The sequence below is a fragment of the Clostridium lacusfryxellense genome, from assembly GCF_018861735.1.
In the GTDB taxonomy this organism is placed as follows: domain Bacteria; phylum Bacillota; class Clostridia; order Clostridiales; family Clostridiaceae; genus Clostridium_AD; species Clostridium_AD lacusfryxellense.
In genome coordinates this window covers 147,385-164,186 of record NZ_JAHLEB010000001.1, presented here as the reverse complement: position 1 = coordinate 164,186, position 16,802 = coordinate 147,385, and the positions used below count along the sequence as shown (strand labels likewise).

General features: G+C 31.7%; 21 protein-coding genes and 2 riboswitches. Of the genes, 7 read left to right on the top strand and 14 right to left on the bottom strand.

The window, feature by feature from the left end; translation table 11 throughout:
- Positions 1-23 precede the first annotated feature (23 nt).
- The 4 genes from KPL55_RS00805 to KPL55_RS00790 all read left to right on the top strand — a co-directional run bounded on the left by KPL55_RS00805 (position 24) and on the right by KPL55_RS00790 (position 4,148).
- A complete protein-coding gene (locus KPL55_RS00805) occupies positions 24-593 on the top strand; it encodes a TetR/AcrR family transcriptional regulator (protein WP_216304800.1) in 570 nt (189 codons plus the stop codon).
- Positions 594-700: 107 nt separating this feature from the next.
- On the top strand, positions 701-2,152 hold the full coding sequence (locus tag KPL55_RS00800; RefSeq protein WP_216304799.1) for an MDR family MFS transporter: 1,452 nt from the start codon (positions 701-703) through the stop codon (positions 2,150-2,152).
- A gap of 31 nt (positions 2,153-2,183) precedes the next feature.
- Entirely contained in the window at positions 2,184-3,119 is a 936-nt protein-coding gene (locus tag KPL55_RS00795; RefSeq protein ID WP_216304798.1) for a flavodoxin family protein, read from the top strand.
- Between the two features lie 132 nt (positions 3,120-3,251).
- Positions 3,252-4,148, top strand: a complete 897-nt coding sequence (locus tag KPL55_RS00790; protein WP_216304797.1) for a DMT family transporter — start codon at positions 3,252-3,254, stop codon at positions 4,146-4,148.
- Between the two features lie 55 nt (positions 4,149-4,203).
- Here the strand turns inward: KPL55_RS00790 and KPL55_RS00785 are convergent, their stop codons facing one another.
- The 9 genes from KPL55_RS00785 to KPL55_RS00750 form a co-directional block, all read right to left on the bottom strand.
- Positions 4,204-4,371, bottom strand: coding sequence for a hypothetical protein (locus tag KPL55_RS00785; RefSeq protein ID WP_216304796.1), 168 nt, complete (start codon positions 4,369-4,371; stop codon positions 4,204-4,206).
- A gap of 582 nt (positions 4,372-4,953) precedes the next feature.
- Positions 4,954-5,130, bottom strand: a complete 177-nt coding sequence (locus KPL55_RS00780; protein WP_216304795.1) for a hypothetical protein — start codon at positions 5,128-5,130, stop codon at positions 4,954-4,956.
- 141 nt (positions 5,131-5,271) lie between these two features.
- On the bottom strand, positions 5,272-6,537 hold the full coding sequence (locus tag KPL55_RS00775; protein WP_312887180.1) for a glycoside hydrolase family 43 protein: 1,266 nt from the start codon (positions 6,535-6,537) through the stop codon (positions 5,272-5,274).
- Positions 6,510-6,878 (bottom strand): family 43 glycosylhydrolase, encoded by a 369-nt coding sequence (locus KPL55_RS26505; RefSeq protein ID WP_312887179.1) that lies wholly within the window; start codon positions 6,876-6,878, stop codon positions 6,510-6,512. The genes KPL55_RS00775 and KPL55_RS26505 overlap by 28 nt, the downstream gene beginning before the upstream one ends.
- 49 nt (positions 6,879-6,927) lie before the next feature.
- Positions 6,928-7,233: a LiaI-LiaF-like domain-containing protein gene (locus tag KPL55_RS00770; RefSeq protein WP_216304794.1), complete on the bottom strand. Its 306-nt coding sequence runs from the start codon at positions 7,231-7,233 to the stop codon at positions 6,928-6,930.
- Positions 7,226-7,756 carry a hypothetical protein gene (locus KPL55_RS00765; protein ID WP_216304793.1) on the bottom strand — a complete coding sequence of 177 codons (531 nt, stop codon included), beginning with the start codon at positions 7,754-7,756 and terminating at the stop codon, positions 7,226-7,228. The genes KPL55_RS00770 and KPL55_RS00765 overlap by 8 nt, the downstream gene beginning before the upstream one ends.
- Complete coding sequence (locus KPL55_RS00760) at positions 7,737-8,195, bottom strand: hypothetical protein (RefSeq protein WP_216304792.1); 459 nt, start codon at positions 8,193-8,195, stop codon at positions 7,737-7,739. The genes KPL55_RS00765 and KPL55_RS00760 overlap by 20 nt, the downstream gene beginning before the upstream one ends.
- A complete protein-coding gene (locus tag KPL55_RS00755) occupies positions 8,192-8,704 on the bottom strand; it encodes an RNA polymerase sigma factor (protein ID WP_216304791.1) in 513 nt (170 codons plus the stop codon). Before KPL55_RS00755 ends, KPL55_RS00760 begins: the two co-directional genes overlap by 4 nt.
- Positions 8,705-8,851: 147 nt before the next feature.
- Complete coding sequence (locus KPL55_RS00750; RefSeq protein WP_216304790.1) at positions 8,852-9,349, bottom strand: RrF2 family transcriptional regulator; 498 nt, start codon at positions 9,347-9,349, stop codon at positions 8,852-8,854.
- Between the two features lie 190 nt (positions 9,350-9,539).
- On the opposite strand from KPL55_RS00750, the gene KPL55_RS00745 reads away from it, so the two are divergent.
- The gene (locus KPL55_RS00745) at positions 9,540-9,911 is read left to right on the top strand and encodes a pyridoxamine 5'-phosphate oxidase family protein (protein WP_216304789.1); all 372 of its coding nucleotides are present in this window, start codon (positions 9,540-9,542) and stop codon (positions 9,909-9,911) included.
- 92 nt (positions 9,912-10,003) lie between these two features.
- On the opposite strand, the gene KPL55_RS00740 is transcribed toward KPL55_RS00745, so the two are convergent.
- Positions 10,004-10,609 (bottom strand): lactate utilization protein, encoded by a 606-nt coding sequence (locus KPL55_RS00740; protein ID WP_216304788.1) that lies wholly within the window; start codon positions 10,607-10,609, stop codon positions 10,004-10,006.
- A gap of 191 nt (positions 10,610-10,800) precedes the next feature.
- On the opposite strand from KPL55_RS00740, the gene heR reads away from it, so the two are divergent.
- Positions 10,801-11,586, top strand: coding sequence for a heliorhodopsin HeR (heR, locus tag KPL55_RS00735; RefSeq protein ID WP_216304787.1), 786 nt, complete (start codon positions 10,801-10,803; stop codon positions 11,584-11,586).
- A gap of 263 nt (positions 11,587-11,849) precedes the next feature.
- On the opposite strand, the gene KPL55_RS00730 is transcribed toward heR, so the two are convergent.
- From KPL55_RS00730 to KPL55_RS26230, 3 genes are all read right to left on the bottom strand, one after another.
- Positions 11,850-13,223 carry an alanine/glycine:cation symporter family protein gene (locus KPL55_RS00730; RefSeq protein ID WP_216304786.1) on the bottom strand — a complete coding sequence of 458 codons (1,374 nt, stop codon included), beginning with the start codon at positions 13,221-13,223 and terminating at the stop codon, positions 11,850-11,852.
- A gap of 54 nt (positions 13,224-13,277) precedes the next feature.
- Positions 13,278-13,390, bottom strand: a riboswitch (glycine riboswitch).
- A gap of 55 nt (positions 13,391-13,445) precedes the next feature.
- Positions 13,446-13,525: riboswitch (glycine riboswitch) on the bottom strand.
- 394 nt (positions 13,526-13,919) lie between these two features.
- A complete protein-coding gene (locus tag KPL55_RS26235; protein ID WP_216304785.1) occupies positions 13,920-14,375 on the bottom strand; it encodes a type 2 periplasmic-binding domain-containing protein in 456 nt (151 codons plus the stop codon).
- Positions 14,341-14,883 (bottom strand): ABC transporter substrate-binding protein, encoded by a 543-nt coding sequence (locus KPL55_RS26230; protein ID WP_312887187.1) that lies wholly within the window; start codon positions 14,881-14,883, stop codon positions 14,341-14,343. The genes KPL55_RS26235 and KPL55_RS26230 overlap by 35 nt, the downstream gene beginning before the upstream one ends.
- A gap of 104 nt (positions 14,884-14,987) precedes the next feature.
- On the opposite strand from KPL55_RS26230, the gene KPL55_RS00715 reads away from it, so the two are divergent.
- Positions 14,988-15,680: a sensor histidine kinase gene (locus KPL55_RS00715; protein WP_312887177.1), complete on the top strand. Its 693-nt coding sequence runs from the start codon at positions 14,988-14,990 to the stop codon at positions 15,678-15,680.
- Between the two features lie 240 nt (positions 15,681-15,920).
- On the opposite strand, the gene KPL55_RS00710 is transcribed toward KPL55_RS00715, so the two are convergent.
- Positions 15,921-16,802: an HAD hydrolase-like protein gene (locus KPL55_RS00710; RefSeq protein ID WP_216304782.1), complete on the bottom strand. Its 882-nt coding sequence runs from the start codon at positions 16,800-16,802 to the stop codon at positions 15,921-15,923.

The window sequence follows — 16,802 nt, the reverse complement described above, 5'->3', positions numbered from 1 at the left end:
ATTTATTAGAGGAGTATACTAATATGAATAATAAGGTTAATGTAAAAGAAAAATTTATAGAAACTGCATCAAGACTTTTTCAAATTAAGGGATATAACGCAACTGGGCTAAATGAGATTTTAGAAAAAAGTGGAGCACCAAAAGGATCATTATATTATCATTTTCCTAAAGGAAAAGAGCAACTTGCCTTAGAATCTGTAAACTTAGCAGGACAAAAAATAATAACTAAAATAATTAATGCATTAGACAGTATTGAAGATCCAATTGAAGCTATTAAATTTAATATAGAAAACATTGCAATACTTATTGACAATGAGCAAATAACTCCAGATATTTCTATAAGTTTAATAGCTTTAGAGACATATATAACAAGTGAAATTTTAAGAAAAGCTTGCGACGAAATATTTGCTTCATTAGAAAATATATATGCAGAAAAATTAATTAAATCTGGAATTAGTAAAGATAAAGCATATGAATTAGGTTGTGTAATTACTGCAATGATAGAAGGCGGAATTACTTTATCACTTACAAAGAAAAATGGTGATTCACTTAGAATACTAGCTAAACAAATACCTAATTTAATAAATATGTAGTAATAAAATACAAACTTTAAATGATTTATTAATACCTATTTTATAAATAGGTGTTTTTTTAGGAGTTTATTATAAAGACTGGTCTAATATTAGGAGGAACGAAATTAATGGAAACAACAAAACCTACAAAAAAATTCAATTCAAACGTTATTATAGGAGTATTAGTTTTCAGTGCTTTTTTAGCTGTATTTAATGAAACTATATTAAATGTAGCATTATCTCCTCTTATGAAGGAAATGAATGTTACCGCAGGAACGGTTCAATGGATAATTACCGCATATATGATTGTTGTATCAGTTATGGTGCCAATTACAGCATTTCTAATTCAAACATTTGAAACAAAGCCTTTGTTTTTAGGTGCAATGACATTACTTTTAGTTGGAACAATATGTGCAGCTTGTTCAGGCTCTTTTGCAATGTTACTTATTTCAAGGATGTTACAAGCCTCGGGAACTGGAATGATGATTCCACTTCTAATGAATACAGTACTTATAGTAACCCCACCAGAAAAGCATGGATTAGCTATGGGAATTTGTGGCTGTGTAATTTCGCTTGGACCAGCACTTGGACCAACAGTTTCAGGTATTTTATTACAATTTTTTAGTTGGCATGTTTTGTTTATAATGTTAATTCCACTTATAGTAATAGCTATGATTTTAGGTTCAATTTATTTAGTTAATGTTTCAACTCTTACAAAACCTAAGATTGATTTTATATCAATTATATTATCAAGCCTGGGAATTGGAGGAGTTATTTATGGCATAAGTAGTTTTAGTGGTGATGGAAATATGAAGATTATTAGCTTAATATTTATTGTTGGCATAATATCATTAATTATATTTGTTAAACGTCAATTGTCTTTAAAAGAACCAATGTTAGAAATGCGGATATTTAAATATCCACTATTTTCAGTAGGGGTAGTACTTCTTATGATCTCATTTTTGACAATGTTCACTATGAACGTAATGTTACCTATGTTCCTTCAAGGAGCACTTAAAACAACAACCTTTGTAGCCGCAATGGTATTACTTCCAGCATCACTTGCTAATGGGGTTGTAACTCCTATAGGCGGAAAAATTTATGATAAATTTGGAGTTAAAGTGTTAATACCAGTAGGTTTTACTATAATCCTTGTGGCATTATTTGTTTTATCACGCTCAAATAGTGATACATCTCTTATTAAGATTATAGCATCATATATAGTAGTCTGCATTGGGGTTGGTATTACGATGTCACCTTGTCAAACGAGTTCTCTTAAACAACTACCCAAAGAAGCTTATCCACATGGAATAGCGGTTATGAATACTCTTCAACAAATATCAGCAGCACTTGGTTCTTCATTATTTATTGGTATTATGTCATCTTCACAACTAAAAGCCTTAAATAATTCAGCTACAGAGCAAGTTGCAATAGCTACTGGATTTCATTCAAGTGCAACAGTCGCAGTAATATTTGTTTTAGTGGGACTTTGTTTATCCTTTGCTTTAAGTTTTGGGAATAAGAATTCTTGTTCATTATCTGATGTGGGTTTAGAAAATAAAAAAGTGAGTGGTCTTTAATTTAACTAATGAATAATGAGGAGGATATAAAATGAAAATTTTAGGTATTTCAGGTGGAAGAAAAGATGGTAATAATGACGCAATGTGTAAAGAAGCATTGATGGCTGCAAAAGAAACGGGTGCAGAGGTTGAATTTATTCAGTTATTAGATTTGGATATAAAATATTGTATTGGGTGTACAGCATGTGTTGGATCACTTATGGCAGGAAAAGGGAATATGTGTGTATTAAAAGATGATTTTGATTGGTTACTAAATAAGATGCTAGATGCAGATGGCGTAATTTTTGCAAATCCAATTTTCTGTAAAGGCGCTCCAAGTTTATTCCTTACAATTAGAGACCGTTTCGGTCCTAGAATGGATAGAGGTAATAATATCGTAGCAACTAAAATTGCTCGCGCTACAGGAGGTAAAGCGCCTGATCCAAGAATCTTGAAAGATAAAGTGGTTTCTTACATAGGACTTGGCGGTTCAGACTGGGTTACAAGATTTCAATGTGACTGCGCAATACAAGCATTAACTCCTATGTGGAAATTTATAGATAATGAAGTATTTCCTTGGTCTACAGGCATTATTATAGATGAGAGTAAAGTCGCACGAGTACATGAAATAGGTGTAAACATTGCGAAAGCTGCAAAAGATATTGCAAATGCTTCTTATAAAGGAGAAGAAGGAGTTTGCCCACATTGCCACAGTAGAAATTTCTATTTAGATTGCGAATCTACACATGCAATTTGCTGTATGTGTGGTATTGAAGGTGATGTTAAAATTGTAGATGGTAAAGTAAGATTTGAGTTCCCAGAGGAACAATTAAAGCACGCTCATGACACTTTATCCGGGAAACTTATTCATGTTGAGGACATCAAAAATACTGTTGCCATAAGCATGGAATTAAAGAAATCAGATGATTATAAACAACGTTTAGAAAACTATAAAAAATTTATTATTGCATCTAAACCTGAAAAATAAATCGCTATAATCTACTTAGTCCATTGTCTCTGCGTACTATATATAATATATTTTACAATTTATTATATATAGTGATATCATATAATAAATTAAACTAATCCTTAAAGAACAAGGAGAATGGAGTAATATTATATGTTTCAATCGCACATAGGAGAAATAGCTGCACTTGCAACTGCATTATGTTGGACAATTACGGCTGTATCATTTGAAGCCGCAGGAAAAAAAGTAGGGTCGATATCTGTAAATTTAATAAGACTTATTATCGCATTTATATTAATATCAATTTGTAATTTATTTTTTAGAGGTATGATCTTTCCAATAGATGCTTCCAGTTCTACCTGGTTATGGTTAACCTTTTCAGGGATAATTGGTTTTGTAATAGGTGATCTATTTTTGTTTCAGGCATATGTTGAGGTTGGCGCACGTATATCCATGTTAATTATGTCAACGGTACCACCAATAACAGCGATTGCAGGTTTCCTTATTATGGGTGAAAAAATCACGGTGCTTGGTCTTGCTGGAATGATAATAACTATTGTTGGTATTGCCCTTGTAATCCTAACTAAAAACTCAGGTAATAAAAAAGTAAAGTTATCTCATCCAATTAAAGGATTATCCTATGCTTTTATAGGTGCATTAGGACAAGCTTTTGGTCTTGTTTTTAGTAAGTTTGGAATGGGATCATATGATCCATTTGCTGCAACTCAAATTAGAATTATAGCAGCAATTATTGGGTTTACAATTGTCATTTCTGTATTAAAAAAATGGGGTGAACTAATTGTTGCGGTTAAAGATATGAGGGCTATGAAATACATTTCTATTGGTTCACTATTTGGACCATTTGTAGGCGTATCCCTCTCTTTATTAGCTGTTCAACATGCATCAACTGGAGTAGTTTCAACAATAACATCAATTACTCCAATACTACTAATACCTGTTTCAATTATTGTGTTTAAGGAAAGAATTTTACCAAGAGAAATATTTGGTGCAATTATAACTTTGTTAGGTATATCGCTTTTATTTATATAAGAAAAGAAGCAAAATATCTATAAGTCATGAAAATCATGCCTTATAGATATTTTTTTTAAAACAAATTCATTTCATCCTTCATAATAGTCTCATTAACTTCATTAATTAGATCAGCACTTGATTGTTTTATTACTTTTTGTTCAACATCATTATCAATATTCATACTATCATCATTTGAAATACCAGTACTTTTTTCTGTTTTTTCTAAATTATTTTCATCCATAAATTATCCTCCTTTTGAACATATAAATTACACTATATTTATTCAATGCATTAATAGTGTATCCATTATATCAAGATATATCAAGATATATCATTATTGGAGGAAGATTTATAGCTCTATTTTCACTGGGTAGTTATTGCTACCAAATCTACAGGTTCATTAAAATCTATCTTTTTATAATATCTTAATAATTTTTACAGTTATAAAATACATTATTTATATTACTCAATAATATTTATTATTAATTGAAAATAATTCTTTACAAACATCGATTACTATGATATTATTAACTCATAACCAAAGCAACAGAATTTAATTCAAAGATATTAACCCTCCTTAGATAAAGTAAAATAATAGCTAATAGAAAGGGGATAGTCCAATGGTTCAGATTAAGTTGTTAAAGTTTATAGAGGTTAGTACAATTTAACAAATAAGAGGTCTTAAATATATGTGATAAGACAAGGTAAAAATACTTTTAACTTAAAATTGCTAATCTCTACTTAATTTAAAATTAAATATTTATATATATATGTATAAGAGGAGTTCACAAAGTGAACTCCTCTTATTTTGTTTTGTCCGGAACTATAGCTTATACAAAATCCACTTACATGTAATTAGTTCATATTTTAATTCATATACTCTTTCTGCCGCTTTGATTACACTCTGGCAAGTAAATACTAACATGAAATTACCCGCCAACTTTTCTTTTTCAACTGAAATAACTTTATCTACTTTTATAGAAATATATGTAGTGCACAAAAAAAGAAGGCTTAATTGGCCCTCTCATTTTAATTGAATTTCAGTTAAATTTAATCTTATTCTAAATTTTCCGCTTCCTTCAGTATCTCTTTCTCTGTGTTCCCGTTTCTTAAAAGAAAAATTTAAGGAAATTATTACTCTCTACTCTCTTTCAACGTATGAAAAATAATCGAAATCAACATGTTTATTCATCCCGGACAGATCCTGACATGCAATCCCTACGAAAGCCCCAGTAAACGCCGAAGAACCTTCGATGGCATCATCAGAGAGAGTACTAGCATCATAAACCTTGCCAATCTGTTTCCAATCATCTTTTTTGATGGCATAGAAAAACCTTAATTCGCAGTAATGTACCTCCACCTTTAAGTAAATTCTATCTGCCTCGTTTATTAAAATATTATCATCAGCAATCATAGCCTCGGAAAGGTCATTATTTATGCTAGCGAGTATTCCTATACATTTTCCGCCTAATTCTTCATCATAACTCACTCTTAAATAATAATAGTTTTCTGTATTATAATAACAAACTAGCCCCGCAAGCTGTTGCGATGTTTTTGGTTCAAATTGGAGACAGGTTTCACTGCAATAGGAAAAAGATTGCTGTCGCCTTGCTATCAAACTTTGGGTATATTTAGAACCTAATGATTCTTTTCCGTATAATCTTAAAAAACCCGGTCTTTCTGTCAAAGACATAAACATCTGCGCTGGTATTCTTAAAGACTGGAAGTTAATATCCATGAAGTTGTTGTCAAAATCATCATATTGCTCCGTTTTAACTCTTATAGCTTTTGTGCACTGAGATTCAGGTTCAGAATAAATTTCTACTTCCCATGATGGAAGTTTACCGGGTGAATCAACTAAATACAGCCAATCATCTTCCCTCCACTGAACTTTTTGAATGGCAGTTTCTCTTCCTAGAATGCACCTATCTGTTTTAGGTATTGGCCTTGCACAAAGATGGACCATAAACCACTCCTTGTTAATCCCTTCAATAATGCTTGCATGACCTGATTTTTGAAGAAATTGATCTTTATCACTGCCCTTGGAAGTAAGAATTGGGTTCTGCGGGTGAACCTCATAAGGACCTGTAATACTCCTTGATCTAGCCAAGGTTACAGCGTGACTGTAAGAGGTACCTCCTTCTGCAGCCATCAAATAATAGTAACCATTGCGCTTATATAAATGAGTCCCCTCGGAACAACCTAGTTCTGTACCTTTGAAAATATTTACCACAGGACCAACAAGGCATTTATTTTTGATATCATATTCCTGCAGTAGATGTCCTGCAAAACGGTTTTTACCTATACGATTATCCCATTTCATGTTGACTAGCCATTTTCTACCGTCGTCATCATGAAATAATGAAGGATCAAATCCACTTAAATAAGATAAACAGGTTCGGACCATTCTCCACAGATATCATTGGATGTGACCAAGTAGTTATGAGTGTCTTTGACCTTTCCAGAGTTTAAGACTATTGTATAAATCAAATAGAATATTCCTTCATTATATGAAAGACAAGGTGCCCAAACTCCGCCAGAATCAGGAACCCCAAGCATATTTAACTGGGATACCCTGTTTAAAGGATGTGCTATAAGCTCCCAATTGACTAAATCCCTGGAGTGATGAATTTGAACTCCAGGAAACCATTCAAAAGTTGATGTGGCAATAAAGTAATCATCTCCAGCTTTGCAGATGCTGGGATCTGGATTGAAGCCTTTTAATATTGGATTTTTAGCTATCAGCATAAGATCAACTTCCTCTCTATATTATAAATATTTTCCCCCTTGGGTTCCCTTAAAATATAGTTCTAATTTCTTGAGTGTGAGTAATCATATACTCCATAACGCCCATACCCATTGAGAAAAGAGATAACATTAATATCAAGATTATTGCACAAAAATCATATTTAATTAGTTCTTCCTTATTAATTAAGCAGGCAACAATTATCTCGATTCCAAGTAGGACTAAGACTACGGGCCACAGTGATGCTACTCTTAGATAACTAAAACTTGGATATATTAAATGTATTAAAAACATTATTCCAAATATAACTAACACTATTCCAGTTGTAAATGTGCCAACGCGACGTCCCTTAATCATTCAGATCACACTCTTTTTTCTTACCTATAATAAGTTTTGCACCAACAACAATTATTACAACACCTATTATTATCTGTGGAGCCACTCTTGATATATCATTAATAACATTATATAGTTCGCCTGACATATGCATACGTCCAAGTAGGCTATTTATAATATTATTCCATATTAAATAAATGCCAAGAAGCACAAGTAGTATACCTGAAAACATTTTATTTTTTTTAAATATACCTTTATCTATTTTTACTAGCTCATCAAGAGAAAACAAATAGTCATCTTCTAAAAGCAAAAATTCTTCATCAGTAGAATAACGTTTGTTCATACAATCGAAAAATGAATAAAACCAGATTAATGGTAAAACAAATAGTAGTGGTCCTATACTAAGCCAACTAGAAAGAAATATTAAACCGAAGAAAACAGCCATAAATGATAGTCCCATCTTCATAAATCCCATATACATATGACCTGCTCCTGGTAACATTGAGAAACAAAAGGTTAAGAATTTACTTTTTTCCTTTTTCATTATTAAAAACCTCCGTGTTTATTATTTTTTGTGAAAAATCATTAAGATTTAGATTTATTTTGTCTATAGCACTTAGACTAATAGGATTTACATTTAATGTTGCAATTTTTGTGTTAGTCACAAAATTTAATGGGTTTGAAAAAACAAATATTAATGCTATACTTGCTGCCATTACTACCCTAAGAGAATAAAAGATAAACTGTGTATTTCTTTCTTTTTTCTTTTTCATTTTGCTAAGTATTGCTTCTTCAAATCCTATAGGGGCATCTGCAAGTTCATCATTGTTGAAACTATCCCCTAAAGCATCAGCGCAACCTTCACAATTGCAAATATGTTCTGATAATATAATTAGTTCATTATCACTAAGAGAACCGTCTTTAAACGCTATTAGTGATGTTTTAGTTAAGTGTCCGTTTTCTTTAAATAATGTATTACTCACATACACTCCTCCTTCCATAAAACTTTCAGAAGCTTTTTTGATCTATAAAGATGGGTTTGCAATGTTTTAAGACTTTGACCTGTATTTTTCGCCATATCAGAAAGTTTAATATCTTCACAAAAATAATTTACTGCCACCGCTCGGTAAGGCTCTTTTAATTTTCCACATAAACTGTGTATTTTTTCTCTGCTATATTTTTTTATAAGTTTCTCCTCAGGTGAATCGCCCAAATCCTCTAAATATTCAAAATCTTCATCAGATAAGTTATGAACAACCCTTACAGGACTTTTAAGAAAATCTTTGCACTTATTTACAGCAATTGTTGTAAGCCAAGCCTTAAAATTCATTCCATCAAATTTACCGTAATTCGTATATGCAGACAAAAAGGTTTGTTGTGCCAAATCCTCTGCATCAAAATAATTTTTCGTAAAGGATAGACAAATAGTGATGATTAGACGTTCATATTTTTTTATATAGATTGAAAACTGTTCCTTTTGAATAACCATCACCCCTTTTTTTGTCCCTACACTTAATATAACGATTAAGAATGAATAAACACTTCAATAATTATATAATACTTTTAAATATTTATATAATATATATAAGAGGAGTTCACAAAGTGAACTCCTCTTATTAATTGAATTTCAGTTATACCATCATTTAAGTTTATTAAACCATTCAACTGTTTCTTCTTTGTGCTGTGCTGGTATTTTATTACCTACTTGATTATGTAACCACCCTAGTGTCTTATTGTTTAAATACAGTCTCATTTGTTCTTCTGCTTCTAACATAACAACTTTTATAAGGCAAGGACATTTTGTATATGCATCAGGCAAATTTTCTTTATCTAGTAAAATTTCATTTTGCCTAATCTCTGCACACTGAAATAATGGAGTGTTTCCTTCTACAGCCTGAACTATGTCCCAAAACGTTACGCTTTCAGGGTCACGTACTAACGCATATCCACCATTAACACCTATAATTGATCTTACAATACCTGCTTTTCTTAATTTTGTATATACCTTTGATAAATAAGTTTCTGATACTCCTTGAAATGCTGCTAAGTCTTTAATTCCAACAGCTTTTCCTGATGGAATATCTATCATATATAATAAACAATGTAACGCATACTCTACTCCTATGGAAAATTGCATTCTGATCGGCCTCCTAAATAAAAATATAACCTTCTCACATATTACTTTATTATTTTTTAACAGTCAATAACCTTAATTTAATTATTGTTGACTTTTTAATTTAATCACTATATAATAATTATAGACAACATGTATCTATCTTATCCATATTGTATATAACCAGTTATGTAAATTAAAGGAGGAAAATTTAATGTTAAATGAAAAATTGCTTGAAGTTATTTCCCATGAGGGAGTCGTATCTCTAGTTACTTGTAGTAACAATGAATCACACGTAGCTAATACTTGGAACTCTTATATTAATGCAACTGAAGATGGTAGGTTATTAATACCCGCTGCTGGAATGATAAAAACCCAAAAGAACATAGAACAAAATGATAAAATCAAAGTTACAGTAGGCAGTAAAGAAGTTATGGGATATAGGTCCTTAGGAACTGGTTTCTTAATCGAAGGAACTGCAAAATTTGTTAAATCAGGTGCAGATTTTGATATGATGAAAGAAAAATTTTCTTTTCTAAATAGAGTTTTAGAAATAACAGTTACATCCGCAAAACAAACACTTTAAACTTAAAATTAAATATTCATATATATATAAGAGGAGGTCACAACGTGAACTCCTCTTATATTAAATTGAAGCAAAGTTATAAGACAGACACCTTAAAAGCCAAGCTCTTCATCTATCAATACGACTTCCATATCCATGCTATGCATCTTTTTATAGTAAATTACAAGACCATTGCAGATACGATCTGGACTGGAACAATTATAACAACGATCTCCTTTTATTGCACAAGGGGTTCTCAATCCTAATCTCATAGCATTACGAGGAGCAGCAATGTTACGGGCACGCCAAATAGCATCTTCAAGTGAATGCGAGATTTTATTTGTGCTGACAATAAAATATACCTTCTTATGCCCGAACAGCGATCCAGCTACACGATTACCTGTGCCATCAATATTAACAAACTCTCCTGATTCTGAGATAGCATTGACTGAAGTCAAAAAAATTTCTGTAGTCAGGCACTCTGTTGCAATATCACCGAATGTTTTCCCTGACACCCAATGCTTAGGATCAACAACCTTGTTGTGTGAGGCAAGTCTATCAAACAAGTTCATCTGCACCATAGTATCAGAATCACCAAATCCAATATATTTGTCATTAAGGGTACTGTCTAAATAATGCGCCGCATCTTCGGCAGTTTTAAAGAAGCTTACCTCATAATTGTTTTTCTTAAGTGCTGTAATTGTTTTTTCAATATTCATAGATCCCTCCGGTTGTTTTATTTCTTAAACTTTTATCTATATATTTATTATACTATATTTTTGTTGCGATTTTGTAAGCATAATAATAATAATAATAATAATCAAATAATAATTATTATTATTTAGTTGAATTTTATAACAACATAGAATATAATATATTTATTATAATATATATTAACAGGGGGTTTATAATGGAAAAAAATAATAAATTCAAATCACTTCGCAAATTCAATTTAATTATGGGATTTTTACACTTTATCCAAGGAGCACTGATGTTATATTTTGCTTTAACAATTGAAAAAGTTATTGCTTTTAAGCTTCCAGTATATTCGAATTTTTTAAAATTTGACACTACCACAATGAGACTCGTAACTGACAATCAAAAGATATTGGATGTTCCATTTGCTATAGGTGTTTCTCTTTTTTTATTACTATCTGCACTATTTCATTTCTTAATTGTAATGCCTAAGATAAATGATGTATATAATCGTAATATAGAAAAAGGGATGAATCCATTTAGATGGTATGAATATTCCATTAGTTCCTCTTTAATGATAACTTTAATTGCCTTATTATTTGGGGTATATGATATTGGTCTTTTAATAGCAATATTTGTTTTAAATGCTTCAATGAATTTATTTGGCTTGCTAATGGAAAGAATAAACCAATATACAAAAAAGACAGATTGGTATGCATTTATATTTGGATCCATCGCTGGTTTTGGCCCTTGGATTATAATAATTATGTATGCATTTGGTAATTCAAACTTAGATAAAGTACCATGGTTTGTTTATGCAGTATTTGCTTCATATTTTATATTCTTTAATTTGTTTCCTATTAATATGGTGTTACAATATTTAAAGATAGGAAAATGGAAAAACTATATCTATGGTGAAAGAGGTTATATAATCCTTAGTTTAGTAGCGAAATCAATATTAGCATGGCTTGTTTTTTCAGGTGTAATGCAGCCACAATAATACTTATAGACAATTTATTATTTGGTTATAAATAGTAAATTGTCTTCTGCATTATCTAGTGCTTCAGATTCATTTTCCTTAATAGAAACTTCTGGTCTTTCATTAGGTGGATTTCCAATTGTAATATTAATAAACCACTAAACAAATATAGTTCATATGAAAATCAATGCAATTGGTGAAACAGAACTTCTTCACTACGTTACAATTTCTGTAACAGAACCCGAAAAAAAAAAGAAGGAAGCCAAAAGCTTCCTTCCAATTATTTATTTTCGCATCTTAAGCATTCCATCATCTTCAAGTTCTCTAAAATATTTTCTTGTTTCATTTATAATAACTCCACTGAGTCCAATAAGTCCAATTAAGTTTGGAATCGCCATAAGTCCATTTACAATATCTGCAATTATCCAAATCATTTCTAATTTTAAGAATGCACCTAATGCTACTAAGAAAATAAATATTCCTCTATATGGTTTAATTCCTTTTACTCCTACTAAATATACAATACATCTTTCTCCATAATAATTCCAACCAAGTATTGTTGTGAATGCAAAGAAAATAAGTCCAATAGTCACAATTAACTGTCCTATCATTGCAACAGGAAATCCAGTGCTAAAAGCATAGTTTGTCATAGCTGCTCCTGCATGTTTTGAATTCCAAGCTCCAGTCATTATTAAAACAAGCCCAGTCATAGTACATATAATTATTGTATCAATAAAAGTACCTGTCATAGATACAAGTCCTTGTCTTACACAAGACTTAGTTTTTGCTGCCGCTGCTGCTATTGGCGCACTACCTAAACCAGATTCATTAGAGAATACTCCTCTGGCAACACCACTCCGCATAGCAAGCATAATCGTTGCCCCTGTAAACCCGCCTGCTGCTGCGGTAGTCGTAAATGCACTTTTTACAACTAAAGCTAATGCTCCTGGTAATAATTTAATATTGATTATTACAATCATTAAAGATCCTATAACATAAAACACTGCCATAAATGGAACAGTCTTTTCTGCTACTGCTGCTATATTTTTTATTCCCCCAATAGTTATTAATGCAACTAAAAGCGTTATTACTATTGCTGTTGCAATAGTTGGTATATTAAATGTTATTGATACAGCCTCTGTTATTGCATTTACCTGTGGGAATGTACCTATTCCAAAAAAGGCAACTCCTACACCAAAGATTGCAAACATTTTTGCTAAGAACTTATTTTTAAGTCCATTTTCAAGGTAATACATAGGTCCACCAGCCATTTGTCCATTCTCATCAACAGTCCTATATTTTACTGCAAGTAAGCCTTCAGAATACTTAGTAGCCATTCCAAAGAAAGCAGCTACCCACATCCAGAATAAAGCTCCTGGTCCACCAAGTTTAATTGCTGTTGCAACACCAACAATATTTCCTGTTCCTATTGTTGCAGCTAGTGCTGTACATAAAGCTGCAAATGATGATACATCACCTACTATATCATTATCCTTTTCTTCAGTAAATAAATACTTAATTGCAAGTGGTAGTTTAGTAACCTGTAATACACCCAATCTTATAGTTAAATATAATCCTGTACCTACTAGTAAAATAAGTAACGGTGGTCCCCAAAGCCATGTGTCAATTTTGCTAAGTAATTCCGTAAATGCTGTCATTAAAAAATCCTCCCTTAATTTAATATAATGGAGGAGACAAAATTTTTTTCATAATTTCTATCCCCTGTCCTTTTTACCTGAGAGATTCGATAGCTTAATGTAAATCTTACAAAAACTATCTTGCTCCTTCGGTGTCTGTTTAACCAGCTCTCTCCAGAGGCTCGTCCAATTACGGTTTTCTCCTAATAAATAGGTTTTTAAGTCCAACTATTAATTTATAGTTTCTTTTTAAAAATCCTTAGGTGCCTGAAAGTTTTTCCTCTTCGGCGGATGGCAAGCCATCTCTCTCCCACAATCTTCATCCGAACACAATATTCAATTTTTATTAACAAGCCATTTATAATTATACATATTTCTTACTTATTATGCAAGTTTTTATATTTAAAAAATCAAATAATAAAATATATATTCTGCTTACCTCATTAGATAAATTTTAATACTATAGTTAAAATCGCCACAAAGGCTGAATTTAAAAACCATGTGAAATAATATTGATGTTTAAAAAGCGCCTCATAATTACCATAATAAGTCTTTTTAGGTATCACCTCAAAAATATTTGTAAAAGCAACAGTAGAATGTTTAAAAGAAGCAGAGATCATAAGCATAAATGGAACTATCATCAATATGGAAAGTATAAGCATCAATATTGTCAATAGTAATTTATTAACTCTATTCTCTTTTAAAGTTCTTTTGTATCTAAATTTCTTCAATATATTGTGCAGGAATTGATCCAGTAATCTTTTCAGCTCTAAATCCCAAGCCATTATTAATTAGCGCGTCGTATAGCTCTTTAGATGTTACGCTATTGCCAGATTTGCTTGCTATATCACTGAATAATTTTAAATAATTATCTTTAGAAAATGTCTGAAGTGCTGGAAGTTCATTTGCTACTTTATACTGATTTTCGCCTATATAAGTAGCTAGTTTGAAAGCGGCCTCCTTATTCTTAGCATTTTTGCTTACAACAGTATAACTTAATGCGCCAACATTATTCTTTGAGTTTGCATCTGGAACTGGAACCTGGGTTATGCCCCACTTCCAATCTCTTGGATACTTAGCTGTATCAGTCAAGTCTGCCAATAACCAAGTGCCGGTAAAACACATACCATAACTTCCACTAACAAAGCTCTCTGCTGCAATCTTTTGATTCATATTCCAAATAGCTTGGCTGAACCTTTAATGTATTCTCTAAGTCTCCATAGAACTTCAATGAATCTGCAAATGCAGTATCATCAAAATTCGAAGTACCATCCTTCTTATATCCATCTACCCTTTTTTGGTTTGCTATCATATAAAAGTTTGCATCAAAATTGTTCATAAAGGATCCATATATCTTCTTAGAAGGATTAGTAAGCTTTTTCGCAGTTTCTACATATTGATCCCATGTCCAATATCCACTAGGATAAGCTACGCCTGCATCATCAAAAATCTTTTTATTATAAAATACTAACCAGTAGGTTGGTGAACTTGGTATTCCATATGTTTTACCGTCACCCTTATGAAGGTACCTTCCATACTTTTCATCTAAATTATAATTACTTTGTTTTGCAATATCATCTAATGCTAATTTAGATCCATTTAAAACATATTTAGATTGTGAAATCTGATTTGTTGTAAAAAATACATCTGTAGTATCACCAGACATTAGAGCTATATCAATTTTCTTTTCATAGTGGCAAATATTTTTGTGTCGAAACAGGTAGATTATTAATTAATATCTGTCACAACCTGTTGCGGATAATACAATAGGAGACCTTAGGTTTCTTGGAGTTCAGAAAAATAATTACAAAAAATCGGTATTGGTATTCGCGAGGAAAATTAGAGGTATTGCGTATATTAACAGACCTACTACTTCAACAGCAGATAAATCCTCACTTTCTATATAATACTCTGGATATAATTAAATGGATGGCTTACAAAAAAGGTGCTGAAGATATTTGTGGTATGATAACAGCTCTCGGAAACTTCTTTCGTGGAAGCGTATCTACCGGAACAGAGCTTATAACTTTTGCAGAAGAAATAGAACATTTAAAAAGTTATATCTATATCCATGAAATCCGCTGCCGTGGTAGATCTGAAATTCTCCTTGAAATAGACGCGGAACTTAAAAACTGTAAAACAGTAAAGCTGATTCTGCAGCCAATTGTAGAAAACTCTATAAAACATGGTATTGATAATATAAGGCATAAAGGTATTATAACCGTTCAGGGACGTATTGTGGATGGAAGCGTAAACATAGAGATCTCAGACAATGGCATTGGTATGTCCCAGGAGAAGTTAAAATTGCTTATGCAGAATCTAGAAAAGGACACTTTTGATAGCAGTAGAAAAAGCATTGGGCTGTCGAATGTATATAGAAGAATTAAACTTTGCTTTAAGGATGAGGCAACATTTTTAATAGACAGCAGAGAAAATGTGGGGACTTCTGTAAAGATATCTTTCCCTGTAGTAAAATAGAAGCTCAAATAAAGTTGTTCTCAACGTTAAACATCTAGTGCTTACATAAGTTGGGAAGCGCATGTGGACAGGTTTTACTTCTTAATACAACGCTTCAGTGCAGAAAAACCTCGACCAATAATGGGGGAGGTTTTCATGTATGATTGCTAATTCCAGATTGGGATTATACTTTTTATTTTCAATTGCATTGATGGTTTTTAAATTGCAACATGGTTTGCCTTGTAACACAAAGAGTAACTTCTACTCCCAACGTATCTTAGAATGCAACATCTCATTAAATTCGTAAATTAACTGCTCCTGATATTTACCATTGTAGCTTCCATTTATAAACTTATCGAAAGCTTCATCATAAAATTTTTGCCATGACATATCTTCCTTACTAGGAATTATCGGATAGTATAAAACTCCATTGTCCATAGCGGCCTGTAAATCTCCAGGTGAGTCACCCACCATCAGTACATGATGGTTATCATATTTGTTATCTTTTACAATTCCAATACATGAGGTTTTAGATCCCATTTCCTGCCCTGCTAACACCTTAACAAAAGCAGCAATACCATGTTCATTCCATTCCTTTTTCAGTGCCTGCGAATTAGCCGAAGAAATTACAGCTATATCAGCATATTTTTGTGCCTTTTCTAAACTTTTGTGAACACTTTCAAAAGGTAAACAATCTACCTTAGATTTTGAAATTACCTCATTAACTGACTTAGACCAAATAATAACTTTATCTAAAAAAACATCACTATGCTCTTCTATCCTAGCCTCAAGTAAAATATTTGATAATTTATCACTTTTTTTTGTCCACTCACAAAGAGATTTAAAATCTGGAAGTTCAAACTTTTTAGCTAATATTGTTTTTTTATCCTTTAATAATTCAAAGACTTTTACCAATGCCAAAAAACGATTTATTCCTCTCCACTGCGAGTAAAGATTAACATAATTCCATACTTGTGTAACATCCTCTGCTATACTTTCCAATTCCCATATCTTAATCATATTAGGTCCAAAAATTTGTTTATGTTTGTATTCCATGGTATTTACAGCACATCCATCGGAATCAACACATAATAAAAACTCTTTTTCTTTTTCCATCTCTTTTAACTTTAATGTTGAGTCCAT